We start from the raw sequence: 13,246 nt of genomic DNA on the forward strand, positions 1-13,246 counted from the left end.
GATCTGCGCCAGACGCTGCGCACGGTCGTCAACGTGCTCTCGTCGCACCTGGGCGTCACGCGCGCGATGGTGAGTCTTATCGCAACCTCCGGCGATCTGGAACTGGTGGCTGCCTCGGGCGTGATGACCGCGGACGAGTTCGCGCGCGGACGCTTCTCCCGCGGCGAGGGCATCACCGGGCGCATCCTCAAGAGCGGCGTGCCGGCGGTGGTGCCCGACGTCTCGAAGGAACCGCTGTTTCTCAACCGCACCGGCTCGCATAGGGCCGCACCCAACGAAGTGGTGTCCTTCGTCGGCGTCCCGATCAAGGTCGGCAGGCGCATGTTCGGCGTGCTGAGCAGCATGCGCGCGCACGGCACCGTGGCGACCAACTTCCAGCGCGACGTGCGCTACCTGTCCATGGTCGCCAACCTGATCGGGCAGACCGTCAAGCTGCACGAGAGTGTCGCCAGCGAACGCGAGACGCTGATGCAGGAGAACTCGCGCCTGCAGAAGGCCCTGCGCGGAAAGTACACAATCGACAACGTCATCGGACGCAGCAAGCGCATGCAGGAGGTGTTCGCGCAGGTGCACCAGGCGGCGCCCGGACGCGCCAGCGTCCTCCTGCGCGGTGAAAGCGGCACCGGCAAGGAAGCCATCGCGCGCGCCATCCACGTTCTGAGCACGCGGAAGGATGCGCCGTTCGTGAAGGTGAACTGTGCGGCGCTCTCGGAAACGCTGCTCGAGTCGGAATTGTTCGGCCACGAGAAGGGGGCCTTCACCGGCGCGATCGGCGAGCGCAAGGGGCGTTTCGAGCAGGCGCACGGCGGCACGCTCTTCCTGGACGAGATCGGCGACATCTCTCCGGCATTCCAGGCGAAGCTCTTGCGCGTGCTGCAGGAGCGGGAGTTCGAGCGGGTGGGCGGCAACCGCACGCTGCACGTGGACCTGCGACTCATCACCGCCACCAATCGCAATCTGGAAGAGATGGTGAGCAAGGGAGAATTCCGCGCCGATCTCTATTTCCGCATCAACGTCGTCTGTATCGTGCTGCCGCCGCTGCGCGAGCGGCGCGACGACATCCCGCTGCTCGCCGAGCATTTCCTCGACCGCTTCAATCGCGACAGTGGCCGCAAGGTGTCGGTCGCCCCGGGCGCAATGCGCATCCTTGCGTCCTGTTACTGGCCGGGCAACGTGCGCGAGCTGGAGAACTGTCTCGAGCGCGCCGCGACGATGGTGCGCAGCGACGTCATCTCCGAACAGGACGTTCCCTGTCAACGCGATCAGTGCCTGTCGTCCACGCTGTGGAAGTATCAGGACGTGCGCGCGCTTTCCGTGCCGGTGGTGGTGGTGCCGCACGATGACGGCGGGTTTGCCGCAGCACACGCGGCCGATGGAGCGCACGACACTTCTGCCGCCGGCGGGGCGAGTCCGCGCGACCGGCTGGTGCAGGCGATGGAGCGTTGCGGTTGGGTGCAGGCGAAAGCCGCCCGCCTGCTCAATCTCACGCCGCGACAACTCGGTTACGCGCTCAAGAAGCACAACATCGAAGTCAAACGGCTGTAATCCTGCCGGCGAGCATTCCACCACGCGCTGCACGTTTGAGCGTGTTCGGTTCACAACAGTCGCCTCCTCTTTGTAAGCAACACGACACTCCTGCGGATTTCGCTGACAGCCTGTAACCAACTGACGTTATTGGTGTTTCAGGCATTTGTCCGCGTGGCATACGGCTTGCCATTCAAGCCTCGACAGGAGCCGTCGACCGCCGTGCGGTGATCTCGCGGTTCCACGGGTGTTCCCTTTCACTGCCCAGGAGTCCGCGATGCAGGAAACCGTTGACCTCTCCGCTGCCAGCACTACGCGGTTGAAACCGCTCGGTGCGGCGATCAAGGTCGAGGTGGCTGGTGCCACCGGTCACACCGGGTGCAGCACCACCGGCGGCAGCGGCAAGTCGAGTTGCGGATCCGGCGCGGGCGCCGGTGATCTCGCGCCCGAGATCTGGGAGAAGGTGAAGAACCATCCCTGTTACTCGGAAGAAGCGCACCACCACTACGCGCGCATGCACGTCGCCGTGGCACCGGCCTGCAACATCCAGTGCAACTACTGCAACCGCAAGTACGACTGTTCGAACGAATCGCGCCCCGGCGTGGTCTCGGAGCGGCTCACGCCGGAGCAGGCGGTGAAGAAGGTGATCGCAGTGGCGAGCGAGATACCGCAGATGACCGTGCTCGGGATCGCCGGGCCGGGCGACGCGCTGGCGAATCCGAAGAAGACGTTCGCGACCTTTGGCATGCTGCAGCAGCAGGCGCCGGACATCAAGTTGTGCCTGTCCACCAACGGCCTCGCGCTGCCGGATTACGTGGACGAGATCGTCAAATACAACGTCGACCACGTGACGATCACGATCAACATGGTCGACCCGGCAGTGGGCGAGAAGATCTATCCGTGGATCTTCTACGATCACCGTCGCATCACCGGCTACGAGGCCGCGAAGATCCTCACCGAGCGCCAGATGCTCGGCCTGGAGATGCTGACCGCGCGGGGCATCCTGGTGAAGGTCAACTCGGTGATGATCCCCGGCGTGAACGACGAACATCTCGTCGAGGTGAACCGCGCGGTGAAGTCGCGCGGTGCATTCCTGCACAACATCATGCCGCTCATCTCGGAGGCCGAGCACGGCACCTACTTCGGACTCACCGGGCAACGCGGTCCGACGGCGCAGGAGCTGAAGGCGCTGCAGGACGCGTGTGAAGGCGAGATGAACATGATGCGCCACTGCCGGCAATGCCGCGCCGACGCCGTCGGCCTGCTCGGCGAGGATCGCTCCGCCGAATTCACCACCGACAAGGTGGAGAACCTGGAGGTGGTCTACGACCTCGAGCGGCGCCGTGAATACCAGACGCATGTCGAAGCGGAGCGGCAGGAGAAGGTGCGCGCCAAGGCGGCGGCGCTGGCGGGACTCGACGCCGCAGCGAGCAACATTCAGCTCCTCATCGCCGTGGCCACCAAGGGCGGCGGCCGCATCAACGAGCACTTCGGTCACGCCCACGAGTTCCAGATCTTCGAGGTGTCGGCGAGCGGAACCAAGTTCGTCGGGCACCGGCGGGTCGACCTGTACTGCCAGGGCGGCTACGGCGACGACGAGGCGCTGCCCTCGGTGGTAAAGGCGATCAACGACTGTCATGCCGTGTTCGTCGCCAAGATCGGCGCCTGTCCGCGCGACGAGCTGAAGGCGGCCGGCATCGAGCCGGTGGAGCGCTATGCCCACGAGTTCATCGAGCAGTCGGCGCTCGAATACTTCAAGGAATACGCGGCGCGCGTGCACGCCGGCGAGATCACCCACTCCGTCCGCGGGGATGCGGCGATCCGCCAGGGCGCCTACGTCGCCGCGTAGCTGAAACCGTTCTCACGATAAGGAGACCATCATGGCCTACAAGATCATCGGTTCCATGTGCACGGGCTGTTCGGCCTGTGAGCCGGAGTGCCCCAACGTCGCCATCCGCGAGAAAGGTGGTGTCTTCATCATCGATCCGGCCAAGTGCACCGAATGCGAAGGACACTTCGACTCGGCCCAGTGCGTTGCCGTGTGCCCGGTCGACGGCTGCATCAAGAAGGTTTGAGACACCATGCTGCCCAATCTCACCGTGACCGCCGCCGCGCGCAAGTTCATGAACCGCATGGTCCGCTTCGGCGGACAGGGAGAGGAGGCGGGTTTCCGCCTCACGGTCACCGCCGGCGGCTGCTCGGGCTACAACGCGGAGTTCACCGTCGAGCGTGACGCTGCGCCCGGCGACGCCACTCTGGAGTTCGACGGCCTCAAGCTCTTTCTTCCCGCCGAAAGCCGGCTGCTGCTCGACGGCGTCATCGTCGACTTCGCCGACACACCCACGGCGACCGGTCTCACCTTCTTCAATCCGAACGCCGGTCCCTGCGCGTGCAGCACGAGCGCGCCGGGCCCCGCGGCAACCCCGGGCGTGACGAAGATCGAGATCGGTGCGATCCGGCGTGGCTGAGACCAGTGCCGTAACGGCGGAATTCCCCGATGACGCCGTCCTCGGCCATGGCCTGCCAGCGCCGGTCGAGGTGCTCATCCGCGAGGCCGGACACCTGTACCACGAGCCGGCGCTGGCGCAGCAGAAGCTGGAGGAGGCGTGCGCGGCTGCGTCGGGTCATCCGGCAACGCTCATCGCGCTGTACCGCTTCCACTTCTACGGCAACCGCCTGGCTGCGGCCCGCGACGTGGCAGTGGAGGCGATGCGCTGCGCGGCACGCGAGCTCGGTCTGCCCGAAGACTGGCGCTACGTCGCACCGGACCCCGACCTGTTCGACGGCATGGAGTCCTTGCCGCGCTTCTACCTGTTCTCGCTCAAGGGCTACGCCTATCTCAGCCTGCGTCTCGGTGACGAACAGGACGGCACCGAGGCACTTGCCCTGCTGCGGCTGCTCGACCCGCTCGATCGCGTCGGTGGAAGCGTGCTCGAGAAGGTGATCGAACGCAGGGGTGTGGACGAATACGCGGACCACGAGGGCCCGCAACCGTGAGCAGGAACTTGCCCGCGTCGCCCGATCGCACGGACGACATCCCTGCGGTCGACTGGCAAGGCACCCCGCTCGACTGCGCAGGCTGCGTGAACCAGCCGCTCAAGCAGGCTGGGCGCTGCGCGCCGCTCCACGCCTGCGTGTTCGACCGCTACGCGCGCCGCATCGACCGCTTCTTTCGCTGGAACCGCAGCACGGCGAACGATTATCTCGACCATCCCTACTTCGAGGTGCGGGCGATTGCCTGCAAGCACGCCGACCTTTTCCGGCTGACGAAGCTCGCCGACGACCCCGACGAGACCGTGCGCCTGTCGGTCGCGACACGGCTGCCGCAGCGCCTGCTGGCGCGCCTGCGCGACGACCCGCACCGCGAAGTGCGCATCCGCGTGGCACTGCGCCTCGATCCCGCGGCGCTCGGCGCACTCGTCGACGACCCCGACTACTACGTGCGGGTGCTGGTGGCGCGCCGGCTGCCGGGCGCCCTGCTGCCGCGCATGCTCGACGACCCCGACCGCGAGGTGCGCCTGGCGGTGGCCGAACGCATCGGCATGCCCGCGCTGCTGCGCCTCGCCGACGACCCCGAGATCGCCGTGCGCCGCGTCGTCGCGCGCCGGCTGCCGCTCGCCCTGCTCGACCGCCTGCTCGATGACGAAGCGTGGGAGGTGCGCTGGGAGCTCACCCAGCGCGCCGGCCCGGCACTGCTCGCCCGGCTCGCGCAGGACGCAGATGCCGAAGTTCGCCGCGAGGCCCACGCGCGCCTCGCGCACGACCACGGAGAGGAACGCCATGGCTGAGATCTCGCGCGACAGTCACGTGGTCGAGCTCGACGCGCCGCCGCGCTTCGACTACGGCGAAAAGGTCCGCAGCCGTTACACCGTGCGCAACGACGGCACCTTCCGCGGCAAGGACATCGGCGAGGTGCTGGTGAAGAAAGGCGATGTCGGCTACGTCACCTCCATTGGCACCTTCCTGCAGCAGTTCTACATCTACGGCGTCGATTTCGTGGAGCGCGGCTATCGCGTCGGCATGAAGGGGCGCGAGCTGGAATCGCTCGACGAGGCCGGCGCTGACGACGAGGTCAACTGGGGAGAGTAGACAGCTCATGGAACCGCGCGAACCGAGGTACCAATGGGGCCAGCCGGTGGCGGCCGTGCAGGATCTGTTCAACGACGGCACCTATCCTGACCGCGCCGACGGGGCACTCCTGGTGGAATCCGGCGCAGTGGGCGAGATCGTGCGCGTTGGACACCACGTCGATGCGAATGTCCCGGTGTATCTGGTCGAGTTCGCGGGCAGCGTGATCGGCTGCACCGAGGACGAAATCGTGCCCGCGTGAGGCGCCATGAGCGCGCAGGTGACTTCCGAGCAGGGCCCGTCGCAGGTCACGACTGCCGGCGAACTCGATCGCCGACGCGTGCTGCGCGTGCTGCGCGAGCGCGTCCGCTACCGCTACGTGCGGCCGGTGCTGCAGGCGGCGGAGGGCGGCTGGCGCATCAGCAGTCCGTGCTGCTCGCGCAACGTCGACTCGGCGGGCGGCATGATCGACATCGCATGGCTCAAGCCGGTCGCAGACGGCTGGCGCATCTACTACAAGGATCACGCGGCGAAACGCTGGACCGCCTACCGCGACGGCCGCCTCAGCGACCTCCTGGAGACGCTGCGGCTCGACCCGGAGCGCCGCTTCTGGCCGTGACGCGACGAATGTCATGATCTACCTCGACAACAACGCCACCACCCGACCCGCGCCGGAAGTCGTCGCGGCAGTGACCGCCTGCCTGCAGGACGACTGGGGCAACCCGTCGTCGAAGCATGGGCCCGGTCAGGCAGCAAAGACGCGCGTAGCGCAGGCGCGGGGCGAGGTCGCACGCCTGCTCGGGGCACGACCCGCCGAAGTCGTATTCACGAGCGGCGCCACCGAGGCCAACGTCTGGGCGCTGCGCGCCGCGGTTGCACGCACGCCCGGGCGCCGCCGCATCGTCGTCTCCGCGGTCGAACATGCCGGCATGCTGCGCGCCGCGCAACGGCTCGCACGCGAGGGCGTGGCGGTCGACATCGTGCCCGTGGACCGCACCGGCCGGCTCGACCTCGACGCGCTCGAGCGTGTCCTTCAGCCCGACGCCGCCCTGCTCGCGCTGATGGCGGCGAACAACGAGACCGGTGTCCTGCTCCCGGTAGCGGAAGCCGCTGCGCTCGCGGCACGCCGCGACGTGCCGATGCTGGTCGACGCCACGCAGGCCGTCGGCCGCGTGCCGGTGAACTTCGCCGAATGGGGCGTCGATCTGCTGACCTGCTCCGCGCACAAGTTGCACGGGCCAAAAGGCGTCGGCGCGCTGGTCGTGCGCAGAGGGTTCGAACTGCCACCGCTCATCGACGGCAGTCAGGAACGCGGCCGGCGCGGCGGCACGGAGAACGTGCCGGGCATCGTCGGCTTCGGCGTCGCGGCAACACTCGCCCACGACACCCTCGACGCCGATGCCGGGCGCATGGCACAGCTGCGCGACGCCCTGGAAGCGGGGTTGCGGGCGCGACTGCCCGCGATGCGCGTTCACGGCGAAAGTGCACCGCGCCTGCCCAACACGACGAGCCTGCGCCTCCCGGGCATCGAGGCGGAATGGCTGCTCGACCGGCTCGAGCGCGCCGGCATCTGCGCCGCGTCGGGTTCGGCCTGCAGCGCAGGCGGCACGGAGCCATCGCACGTGCTGCTGGCGATGGGCGCGAGGCGTGATGAGGCGCTGGAGACCATCCGCATCTCGCTGTCGCGCGCGACGACCGCCGCCGAGATCGCGCACGTCGTCGAAACGCTCTCTGCGCTGGCCGGTGGCTGGAGCCGCGCCGCCTGATTTCCCAACCCTCATCCTCACCGGAGCCACCATGAAAGTGATGATCCGCAAGACCTCCCAGGGCGCCCTCTCCGCCTACGTGCCGAAGAAGGACCTCGAGGAGCCGATCGTGTCGATGCAGCGGCCGGAGATGTGGGGCGGCACGGTGACACTCGCCAACGGCTGGGAGCTCGAATTGCCGGCGCTCGCCCCCGAGACGCCGCTGCCGATCACGGTCGAGGCGCGCAAGGTCGCCGGCTGATGGCGCTCACGGCGGACGACCTGACCACCCTGGCAACGCTCGCCGGTGAGGCGCCGAACGCACGGGCCGCCGCAGCGGCGATCCGGTCGAAGTTGCCGGGGCTGCACGCGTCGGTGGTGGATGCGTTCGATCTGCGCGAGGAATCTCCTGTGCTGCAGGCAGGCGCCCTGAGCCTGTACCTCATGAGCTGCGACGGTCACTGCTGGTCGGTGACCGGTGACCCGGCACAGGCGGGCGCGGTGGTGGTCACGGAGTCATCATGAATACACCGGAAGCGGGCACGAGTCTGGTCGCGGAAGTCGAGCACGTCGCGCTGTCCGACCCCGACATCAGCACGACGGAGCTCGATCTCGTCGCGGCTGTGCTGCGCTCGCCGCACCTTTCCTCCGGCAATACGGTGGCGGCGTTCGAGGAGCAGTTTGCCGCCTATGTCGGTCGCGACCATGGGGTTGCGGTCGCAAGCGGCACGCTGGGCGCGTGGCTCGGTCTGCGTGCGCTCGGCATCGGCGCCGGCGACGAGGTCATCGCGCCGGCCTACGCGTGGCACCAGATCGCCCATGCCGTCGTGCTCGCCGGCGCAACGCCGGTGCTGGCCGACATCGACTACTGGTCGCACTGCGTCGCGCCGAAAGCCGTGGTCGAGAAGATCGGCCCGGCCACCCGTGCCATCATTGCGGGCAACACCAACGGCCACCCGGCGGCGTGGCGCGAGCTCACCGCGCTCGCCCGCGCACGCCGTCTCGCGCTCATCGAGGATTCGACCGAAGCCATCGGCTCGCGCTACCTTGGCCGGCGCGTGGGCGGCTTCGGCGACATCGCCGTGTTCGACTTCTCGCAGCCCTCGGCGCTCTGTTGCGGCGAGGGCGGGATGGTCGTGACCGACGACCCCAAGCTGGCGACGGAGCTTCGTTACCTGCGCGCGCGCAGCCTCGCCGACCGGCGTTCGGTGTCGGTCGGCAGCCGCGTGCCACTGCAGACGGCCATGAGCGAGCTGACCGCCGCCCTCGGGCTCGCCCAGCTCGCGCGCGTCGTGCAGATCCTGGAACGGCGCAAGCGCGTCGAAAGCTGGTACCGCGACGAGATGCAGTCCTTCGAGGGCATCAAGCCGCCCTACGAGGCGCCGGACATCGACGAGGTGCACTGGATGCTCTACGTCGTGCACCTGGGCACGCGCTTCACGGCGAGCGCGCGTAACCAGATCGTCGACGATCTCGAGACCCAGGGCATCGAGACTGCAGCGTTCTGCCTGCCCCTGCACCGACAGTTCGCCTACGCCGAGCGCAGTGCCGCCCGCGGTGGCCTGCCCACGACCGAGCGCATCGCCGACCGCAGCCTGGCGCTCCCCTTCCACGGCCACCTCGATGCCGAGCGGGTGAAGTACATCGTCAAGACCTTGAAGGACGCATCCGTCAACGTCGGCGCCGGTGCCGCCATCTACCTCTAGAGGACCGCAGCATGACCCTGCCCACCGCCCTGACCGACCGGCTGCTCGCCGGTACCGTCGTTCCCTACCTCGGTCCGCGTACGCTCGAACTCACACCCGAATACGCCGTGCCGGCCACGCCAGAGGCACTCGCCGCGCGCCTCACCGCAAAAGTGTCGGTGCCGTACCGGATTCGCGGACGGCTCACGCAGTCGGCGCAGTTCATCGAGAACTTCAAGCACCGCCGGACCCTCGTCGACCTGATGGACGAGGCGTTCGCACAGCCGCCCGTGCCTTCGGCCCTGCACCGCGCGCTCGCGCGGATCGCGCCGCCGCTCGTGGTCGATGCGTGGTACGACAACGCCATGGCTGCTGCGCTTGCCGACCGGCGCGACTGGGGTCAGGTGCAGGGATTGTCGCAGTCCGAGCATTTCGGCACGTGGACCGGCTGGTACGGCGCGAGCGGCGCACCGGTGCCCGATCCGGACCCGCAGTGGAAGACGATCCTGTACAAGCCGCTGGGCGCCCAGGCGCCGGCCGGCAACTATCTGGTGTCCGACTCCGACTACGTGGAGGTGCTGACCGAGATCGACATCCAGACGCCGATCCCGCGTGAAGTGCAGGCGTTGCGGACCGGCCGCGGCTTCCTCTTTCTCGGCTGCCGCTTCAACGATCAGTTGCCGCGCGGCTTTGCGCGCCAGATCATGAAGCGGTCGAGCGATCGGCACTGGGCGGTGCTGCCGGATGAGCCGACGCGCATGGAGGCGCGCTTCCTCGCCGAGCAGGGCATCGAGCGTATCGCCGTGCCGCTCGATGCGTTCGCCGAAGCGCTGTGCGCGACGCTGGAGCCCGCCTGACCTTGTCGGCGATGTCGCCCTGTGCGGCACACCGCTCAGGCGACGGCTGCCGCCGGAGGTTTCCTGCCGAGCGCAAGAAGCGCCGGCGTCTGCGCTTCGATGTGGTGCCGGGTGGCAGGATCGAGCGTCCGCAGCCATGACTTCGGCAACCGGCGCGCGCCGCAGCGGGCACCGGCGAGCATACCCGCGAGCGCCGCATTGGTGTCGGCGTCCTCGCCACGACTGACGACGGCGATCAGGCACGCTTCGAAGTCCTCGTGAGCGAAGAAGTGATGCAGCACCGTTTGCACGGTGTCGACCACGTATCCGCTTGCCCGCCCGGGATAGCGCGTGAAGCGGAACTTCGGCTGCTCGGCGAACAGCCGGTCGGCGAATGGCCTGCAGTCCACGGTGGCGCCTCCCAGGATCAGCATGCTCGCCATGCGCCCCAAGGTGAGCGCGGCAGCATCGGACAGCGGGTGGTTGTGCGTGATGTGGGACTGCCCGAGCGTCTGCCGCTGGAAGGCTGCGTCGTCCGCCAGGGTCGCCAGCACGACCGGCAGATTGCGCATGACGGCGCCATTGCCCGCGTCGCCCTCGCTCGGCGGGGCGCTCAGCGAACCGTCAGCGATGTAGCGTTGCAGGCCGCGCCGGCACGCATTGCCGCAGTCCACCGGCTTGGCTTTGAGCCAGCGGACGAAAGCATCGGCGACCGCGCGCAGGTCCCAGCCGCCGCAAGCGACGAGCGCATCGCCCAGGGCGAGGCTCATGGTGGTGTCGTCCGTCACCTGTCCGGCGGCGAGTCGCAGCCAGCCGCCCCCGGTCATGTGGCGGAACGTGCCAAACTTGTGCGCGATCTCGCGCGCCGTCATGAACTCCACCGGCGCGCCAAGGGCGTCACCGATCGCAAGCCCGAGATAGGCGCCGAGCGCGCGGTCGTGAAGCTCGCTGTCAGACATACGCCGCCTTCACTTCATAGTCACCGCCGATCACCAGCGCCTCGCCTTCGCCCGAGAGCGGCGCTCCGGGAACCAGCCCCTGAAAGAAGACGAGCTTGGTCGCCGGCACCTCGGCCTCGAGGATCCAGTCGCCGAACTCCTCCGCACGCTCGCGCGACAGACTGAATGACACCAGGTTGTTGAGGCGCAGCACGCAGGCACGATCACGCAGCGAACCGCGCACCACCGCCTGCTCGGCGAAACGGTTCACGCCCCGCCACAGGCGGACGAAAGTGCGCCCCGGCATGCCGAAGCGGCCAATGAACCATTGCGCGTACTCGAACAGCAGATCGAGCTGTCGGTCGATGTCGTTGTTGTGATAGCGGCTGCTCGCCTTGTCCTCCAGGTAGCGCAGCCACGCCGGAGACGGGAAGCGCCCCAGCGGTTCCCGGTGAAACGTGGGTGCCAGGCCGAAGCGGCTTTCCACCCATCCCTTCATCACCGCGCCAGCGGCACCGTTGGAATCCATGCCCCAGCCGGCGAGCAGTTCGCGCCAGGTGGCACGGTGGCGGCGCCCGGCAGCCGCGCCGTGGGGCGGCGGACGCCGGAACACGAGCTCCATGTAGTGCGCGAACGTCTGTCCGGCGGCGGCTGCGTCGGCGGACGCATCGAGCATGCGAAACAGTCCGGGCACGCTGGCGCGCGTGCCACGCACGTGAAGCTGCTGCGGACGTGCGTTGAACTCGGTGGAGGCGAGCACCCACGCCGGTACCTTGACGAGGTTCGTGCCGTAGACATACGCATGCGCCTGCGGCGGTGCACTCTCTGCGCTCACGGAGCCGGCTGCCGCATCACCCCGTGCTCACACCGGCCGGTGCTCCCGCACCTTGACCTCGCCCATGGTTCGCAGCCCTTCCTCGAAGCTCACCTCCGGCCACGTTTCGGCGAACCCAGCCGCGGCATCTGCGACCGCCCCGAGTTTGCCGGCACTGTCGAGCTTCTTGAGATCGCCCTTCTCGATGCGGAAGAGTTCCAGCAGCTCGTTGTAGACGGTCGCCTCGTCGAGCGGCAACACGTACCACCTGGCCCCGGCGTACGGGATCTGGTAGCGCTTGGAGATATCGAGGTTGGTCGCGAACAGAAAATACTTGCCGGCCGGGGCGATGCGCTCGCCCAGCACCTCGCACACCAGTTCGAGATGTGCCAGCGAGGCGACCACGCCGGCAAAGAACGGAAGCGTCGTCGCGCCCTGATCCGCCACGGTCATCACCTGCATGACTTTCACTTCCGGCGGTCTCGCCTCGTTCGAGAGCTGCGGGGCGAACTTGAGCGCGATCTCGCCGCGAAAACCGAAGCGTCCGCCGTCGCCGACAGCGCCCTTGTAGACGGGCGACAGCAGGCGCTTTTCCGACTCGAGGCCGGCGAGCGGGGTCTTATCTATGGTGGTCATGGAGGTTCCCTTCGTCGTTGCGTAGAAAATTTGCCGTCTTGAAGAATGCACGCCCGAGTTCGTCGCGCAGTTCGACGTCGGCGACGGTGTCAGCCAGGGCGCGCGTCATGCACGCCATCCAGGCGTCGCGCTCTGCGACGCCGATCGCAAACGGCACGTGCTTGCGGCGCAGGCGCGGCTGGCCGCGCACCTCGGAATAGCGCTGCGGACCGCCGGTCCACTCGATCAGGAAGCGCACCAGCACCGCCTTCACCGGCGCAAGGTCGGCCGGATGCATGGCGCGGACCGTCGCCGCCTCGGGCAGCGAATCCATGTAGTGGTAGAAACGTTCGACGAGACGCTCGATTGCCGCCTCGTCGCCGATGCGTCCGAAGTGCGGATTGTGGCGCACGGTGGACCCGCCGTTGACCGCGGGCTGCGACGCCACGGACGGCGCAGCGACCCGCACCGGGTTCGACGCCGGCAGCGCACCGAGCTCCAGCTCGAGCGCGCGGGCTTTCTCCGAGTCGGCAATCGGACAGTCCTCGCGCGTGTCTTGATCAGGTCGTGAACACATTGTGGTTCGATGCCTCGTGCATAGGCGTGACACCTCGTTTCAGCAATCGGCGTACCGGACAGGCGTAGTTACACGTCGCTTCGCCGCCGACTGCCGCAACGGCGGGGCTGTCTGCGGTCTCCACGTTCGCGTGCACATCGGCTCCGCTCGCGTCGTGCTGTGTGTCGTTCCTCACAGCGACGCTCGTTTTGTCGTGTTTCACACATTGCCCAACCGCTTCGCAAGACACCTGAAAATCACCAGAACACGCTGAGTATTCATGGAGTTGCGTTACCTCCGTCGGCGTGGCACGGCGGTTGCGGTAAGGGGCTCGCACCGGACGTGTTGGTCCGACGAGTGACTTAAGACGAAGACCTATAAAGGGCACTAGTTGCTGCAGACCGGTGGCATGGCAACTGGCGGGTGCATGGTGCACCTCAGCTCAACGAATGTTTTAAGGAGATA

Annotated in this window: 18 protein-coding genes; 14 read left to right on the forward strand and 4 right to left on the reverse strand. The window is 67.7% G+C overall.

Annotation, left to right across the window (positions count from 1 at the left end):
• The 14 genes from nifA to JNK68_08465 form a co-directional block, all read left to right on the forward strand.
• The coding region (nifA, locus tag JNK68_08400) for a nif-specific transcriptional activator NifA (protein MBL8540379.1) at positions 1 to 1,545 on the forward strand (1,545 nt) is incomplete at its 5' end.
• A 256-nt stretch (positions 1,546 to 1,801) separates the two neighbouring features.
• Positions 1,802 to 3,373 carry a nitrogenase cofactor biosynthesis protein NifB gene (gene nifB, locus JNK68_08405; protein MBL8540380.1) on the forward strand — a complete coding sequence of 524 codons (1,572 nt, stop codon included), beginning with the start codon at positions 1,802 to 1,804 and terminating at the stop codon, positions 3,371 to 3,373.
• Positions 3,374 to 3,404: 31 nt separating this feature from the next.
• On the forward strand, positions 3,405 to 3,599 hold the full coding sequence (locus JNK68_08410; protein MBL8540381.1) for a 4Fe-4S binding protein: 195 nt from the start codon (positions 3,405 to 3,407) through the stop codon (positions 3,597 to 3,599).
• 6 nt (positions 3,600 to 3,605) lie between these two features.
• Positions 3,606 to 3,992 carry an iron-sulfur cluster assembly accessory protein gene (locus JNK68_08415; GenBank protein MBL8540382.1) on the forward strand — a complete coding sequence of 129 codons (387 nt, stop codon included), beginning with the start codon at positions 3,606 to 3,608 and terminating at the stop codon, positions 3,990 to 3,992.
• A complete protein-coding gene (locus tag JNK68_08420) occupies positions 3,985 to 4,521 on the forward strand; it encodes a hypothetical protein (protein MBL8540383.1) in 537 nt (178 codons plus the stop codon). The genes JNK68_08415 and JNK68_08420 overlap by 8 nt, the downstream gene beginning before the upstream one ends.
• Before the next feature lie 8 nt (positions 4,522 to 4,529).
• Complete coding sequence (locus tag JNK68_08425) at positions 4,530 to 5,312, forward strand: LRV FeS4 cluster domain-containing protein (protein ID MBL8540384.1); 783 nt, start codon at positions 4,530 to 4,532, stop codon at positions 5,310 to 5,312.
• Positions 5,305 to 5,613 (forward strand): nitrogen fixation protein NifZ, encoded by a 309-nt coding sequence (locus JNK68_08430; GenBank protein MBL8540385.1) that lies wholly within the window; start codon positions 5,305 to 5,307, stop codon positions 5,611 to 5,613. The genes JNK68_08425 and JNK68_08430 overlap by 8 nt, the downstream gene beginning before the upstream one ends.
• A gap of 7 nt (positions 5,614 to 5,620) precedes the next feature.
• Complete coding sequence (locus JNK68_08435) at positions 5,621 to 5,854, forward strand: nitrogen fixation protein NifZ (GenBank protein MBL8540386.1); 234 nt, start codon at positions 5,621 to 5,623, stop codon at positions 5,852 to 5,854.
• Positions 5,855 to 5,872: 18 nt separating this feature from the next.
• Positions 5,873 to 6,211 carry a hypothetical protein gene (locus JNK68_08440; protein MBL8540387.1) on the forward strand — a complete coding sequence of 113 codons (339 nt, stop codon included), beginning with the start codon at positions 5,873 to 5,875 and terminating at the stop codon, positions 6,209 to 6,211.
• Between the two features lie 13 nt (positions 6,212 to 6,224).
• Entirely contained in the window at positions 6,225 to 7,358 is a 1,134-nt protein-coding gene (locus JNK68_08445; protein ID MBL8540388.1) for a cysteine desulfurase, read from the forward strand.
• A 31-nt stretch (positions 7,359 to 7,389) separates the two neighbouring features.
• A complete protein-coding gene (gene nifT, locus JNK68_08450; GenBank protein MBL8540389.1) occupies positions 7,390 to 7,599 on the forward strand; it encodes a putative nitrogen fixation protein NifT in 210 nt (69 codons plus the stop codon).
• On the forward strand, positions 7,599 to 7,862 hold the full coding sequence (locus tag JNK68_08455; protein MBL8540390.1) for a hypothetical protein: 264 nt from the start codon (positions 7,599 to 7,601) through the stop codon (positions 7,860 to 7,862). The genes nifT and JNK68_08455 overlap by 1 nt, the downstream gene beginning before the upstream one ends.
• Complete coding sequence (locus JNK68_08460; protein ID MBL8540391.1) at positions 7,859 to 9,043, forward strand: DegT/DnrJ/EryC1/StrS family aminotransferase; 1,185 nt, start codon at positions 7,859 to 7,861, stop codon at positions 9,041 to 9,043. The genes JNK68_08455 and JNK68_08460 overlap by 4 nt, the downstream gene beginning before the upstream one ends.
• An 11-nt stretch (positions 9,044 to 9,054) precedes the next feature.
• Complete coding sequence (locus JNK68_08465; GenBank protein ID MBL8540392.1) at positions 9,055 to 9,879, forward strand: SIR2 family protein; 825 nt, start codon at positions 9,055 to 9,057, stop codon at positions 9,877 to 9,879.
• A 35-nt stretch (positions 9,880 to 9,914) separates the two neighbouring features.
• Here the strand turns inward: JNK68_08465 and draG are convergent, their stop codons facing one another.
• The 4 genes from draG to JNK68_08485 are packed head-to-tail and all read right to left on the reverse strand — an operon-like array spanning position 9,915 to position 12,802.
• A complete protein-coding gene (gene draG / locus JNK68_08470; GenBank protein MBL8540393.1) occupies positions 9,915 to 10,817 on the reverse strand; it encodes an ADP-ribosyl-[dinitrogen reductase] hydrolase in 903 nt (300 codons plus the stop codon).
• Complete coding sequence (locus tag JNK68_08475; GenBank protein ID MBL8540394.1) at positions 10,810 to 11,631, reverse strand: NAD(+) ADP-ribosyltransferase; 822 nt, start codon at positions 11,629 to 11,631, stop codon at positions 10,810 to 10,812. Before JNK68_08475 ends, draG begins: the two co-directional genes overlap by 8 nt.
• Before the next feature lie 27 nt (positions 11,632 to 11,658).
• Positions 11,659 to 12,246, reverse strand: coding sequence for a hypothetical protein (locus tag JNK68_08480; GenBank protein MBL8540395.1), 588 nt, complete (start codon positions 12,244 to 12,246; stop codon positions 11,659 to 11,661).
• Complete coding sequence (locus tag JNK68_08485; GenBank protein ID MBL8540396.1) at positions 12,230 to 12,802, reverse strand: group II truncated hemoglobin; 573 nt, start codon at positions 12,800 to 12,802, stop codon at positions 12,230 to 12,232. Before JNK68_08485 ends, JNK68_08480 begins: the two co-directional genes overlap by 17 nt.
• Positions 12,803 to 13,246 lie beyond the last annotated feature (444 nt).

It is taken from the genome of Betaproteobacteria bacterium, from assembly GCA_016791345.1.
GTDB lineage: Bacteria > Pseudomonadota > Gammaproteobacteria > Burkholderiales > JAEUMW01 > JAEUMW01.

Coding starts and splice junctions, on each gene's coding strand:
- nifB (MBL8540380.1), top strand. CDS start 1,802: ATGCAGGAAACCGTTGACCTCTCCGCTGCCAGCACTACGCGGTTGAAA.
- JNK68_08410 (MBL8540381.1), top strand. CDS start 3,405: ATGGCCTACAAGATCATCGGTTCCATGTGCACGGGCTGTTCGGCCTGT.
- JNK68_08415 (MBL8540382.1), top strand. CDS start 3,606: ATGCTGCCCAATCTCACCGTGACCGCCGCCGCGCGCAAGTTCATGAAC.
- JNK68_08430 (MBL8540385.1), top strand. CDS start 5,305: ATGGCTGAGATCTCGCGCGACAGTCACGTGGTCGAGCTCGACGCGCCG.
- JNK68_08435 (MBL8540386.1), top strand. CDS start 5,621: ATGGAACCGCGCGAACCGAGGTACCAATGGGGCCAGCCGGTGGCGGCC.
- JNK68_08445 (MBL8540388.1), top strand. CDS start 6,225: ATGATCTACCTCGACAACAACGCCACCACCCGACCCGCGCCGGAAGTC.
- nifT (MBL8540389.1), top strand. CDS start 7,390: ATGAAAGTGATGATCCGCAAGACCTCCCAGGGCGCCCTCTCCGCCTAC.
- JNK68_08455 (MBL8540390.1), top strand. CDS start 7,599: ATGGCGCTCACGGCGGACGACCTGACCACCCTGGCAACGCTCGCCGGT.
- JNK68_08460 (MBL8540391.1), top strand. CDS start 7,859: ATGAATACACCGGAAGCGGGCACGAGTCTGGTCGCGGAAGTCGAGCAC.
- JNK68_08465 (MBL8540392.1), top strand. CDS start 9,055: ATGACCCTGCCCACCGCCCTGACCGACCGGCTGCTCGCCGGTACCGTC.
- draG (MBL8540393.1), bottom strand. CDS start 10,817: ATGTCTGACAGCGAGCTTCACGACCGCGCGCTCGGCGCCTATCTCGGG.
- JNK68_08480 (MBL8540395.1), bottom strand. CDS start 12,246: ATGACCACCATAGATAAGACCCCGCTCGCCGGCCTCGAGTCGGAAAAG.
- JNK68_08485 (MBL8540396.1), bottom strand. CDS start 12,802: ATGTGTTCACGACCTGATCAAGACACGCGCGAGGACTGTCCGATTGCC.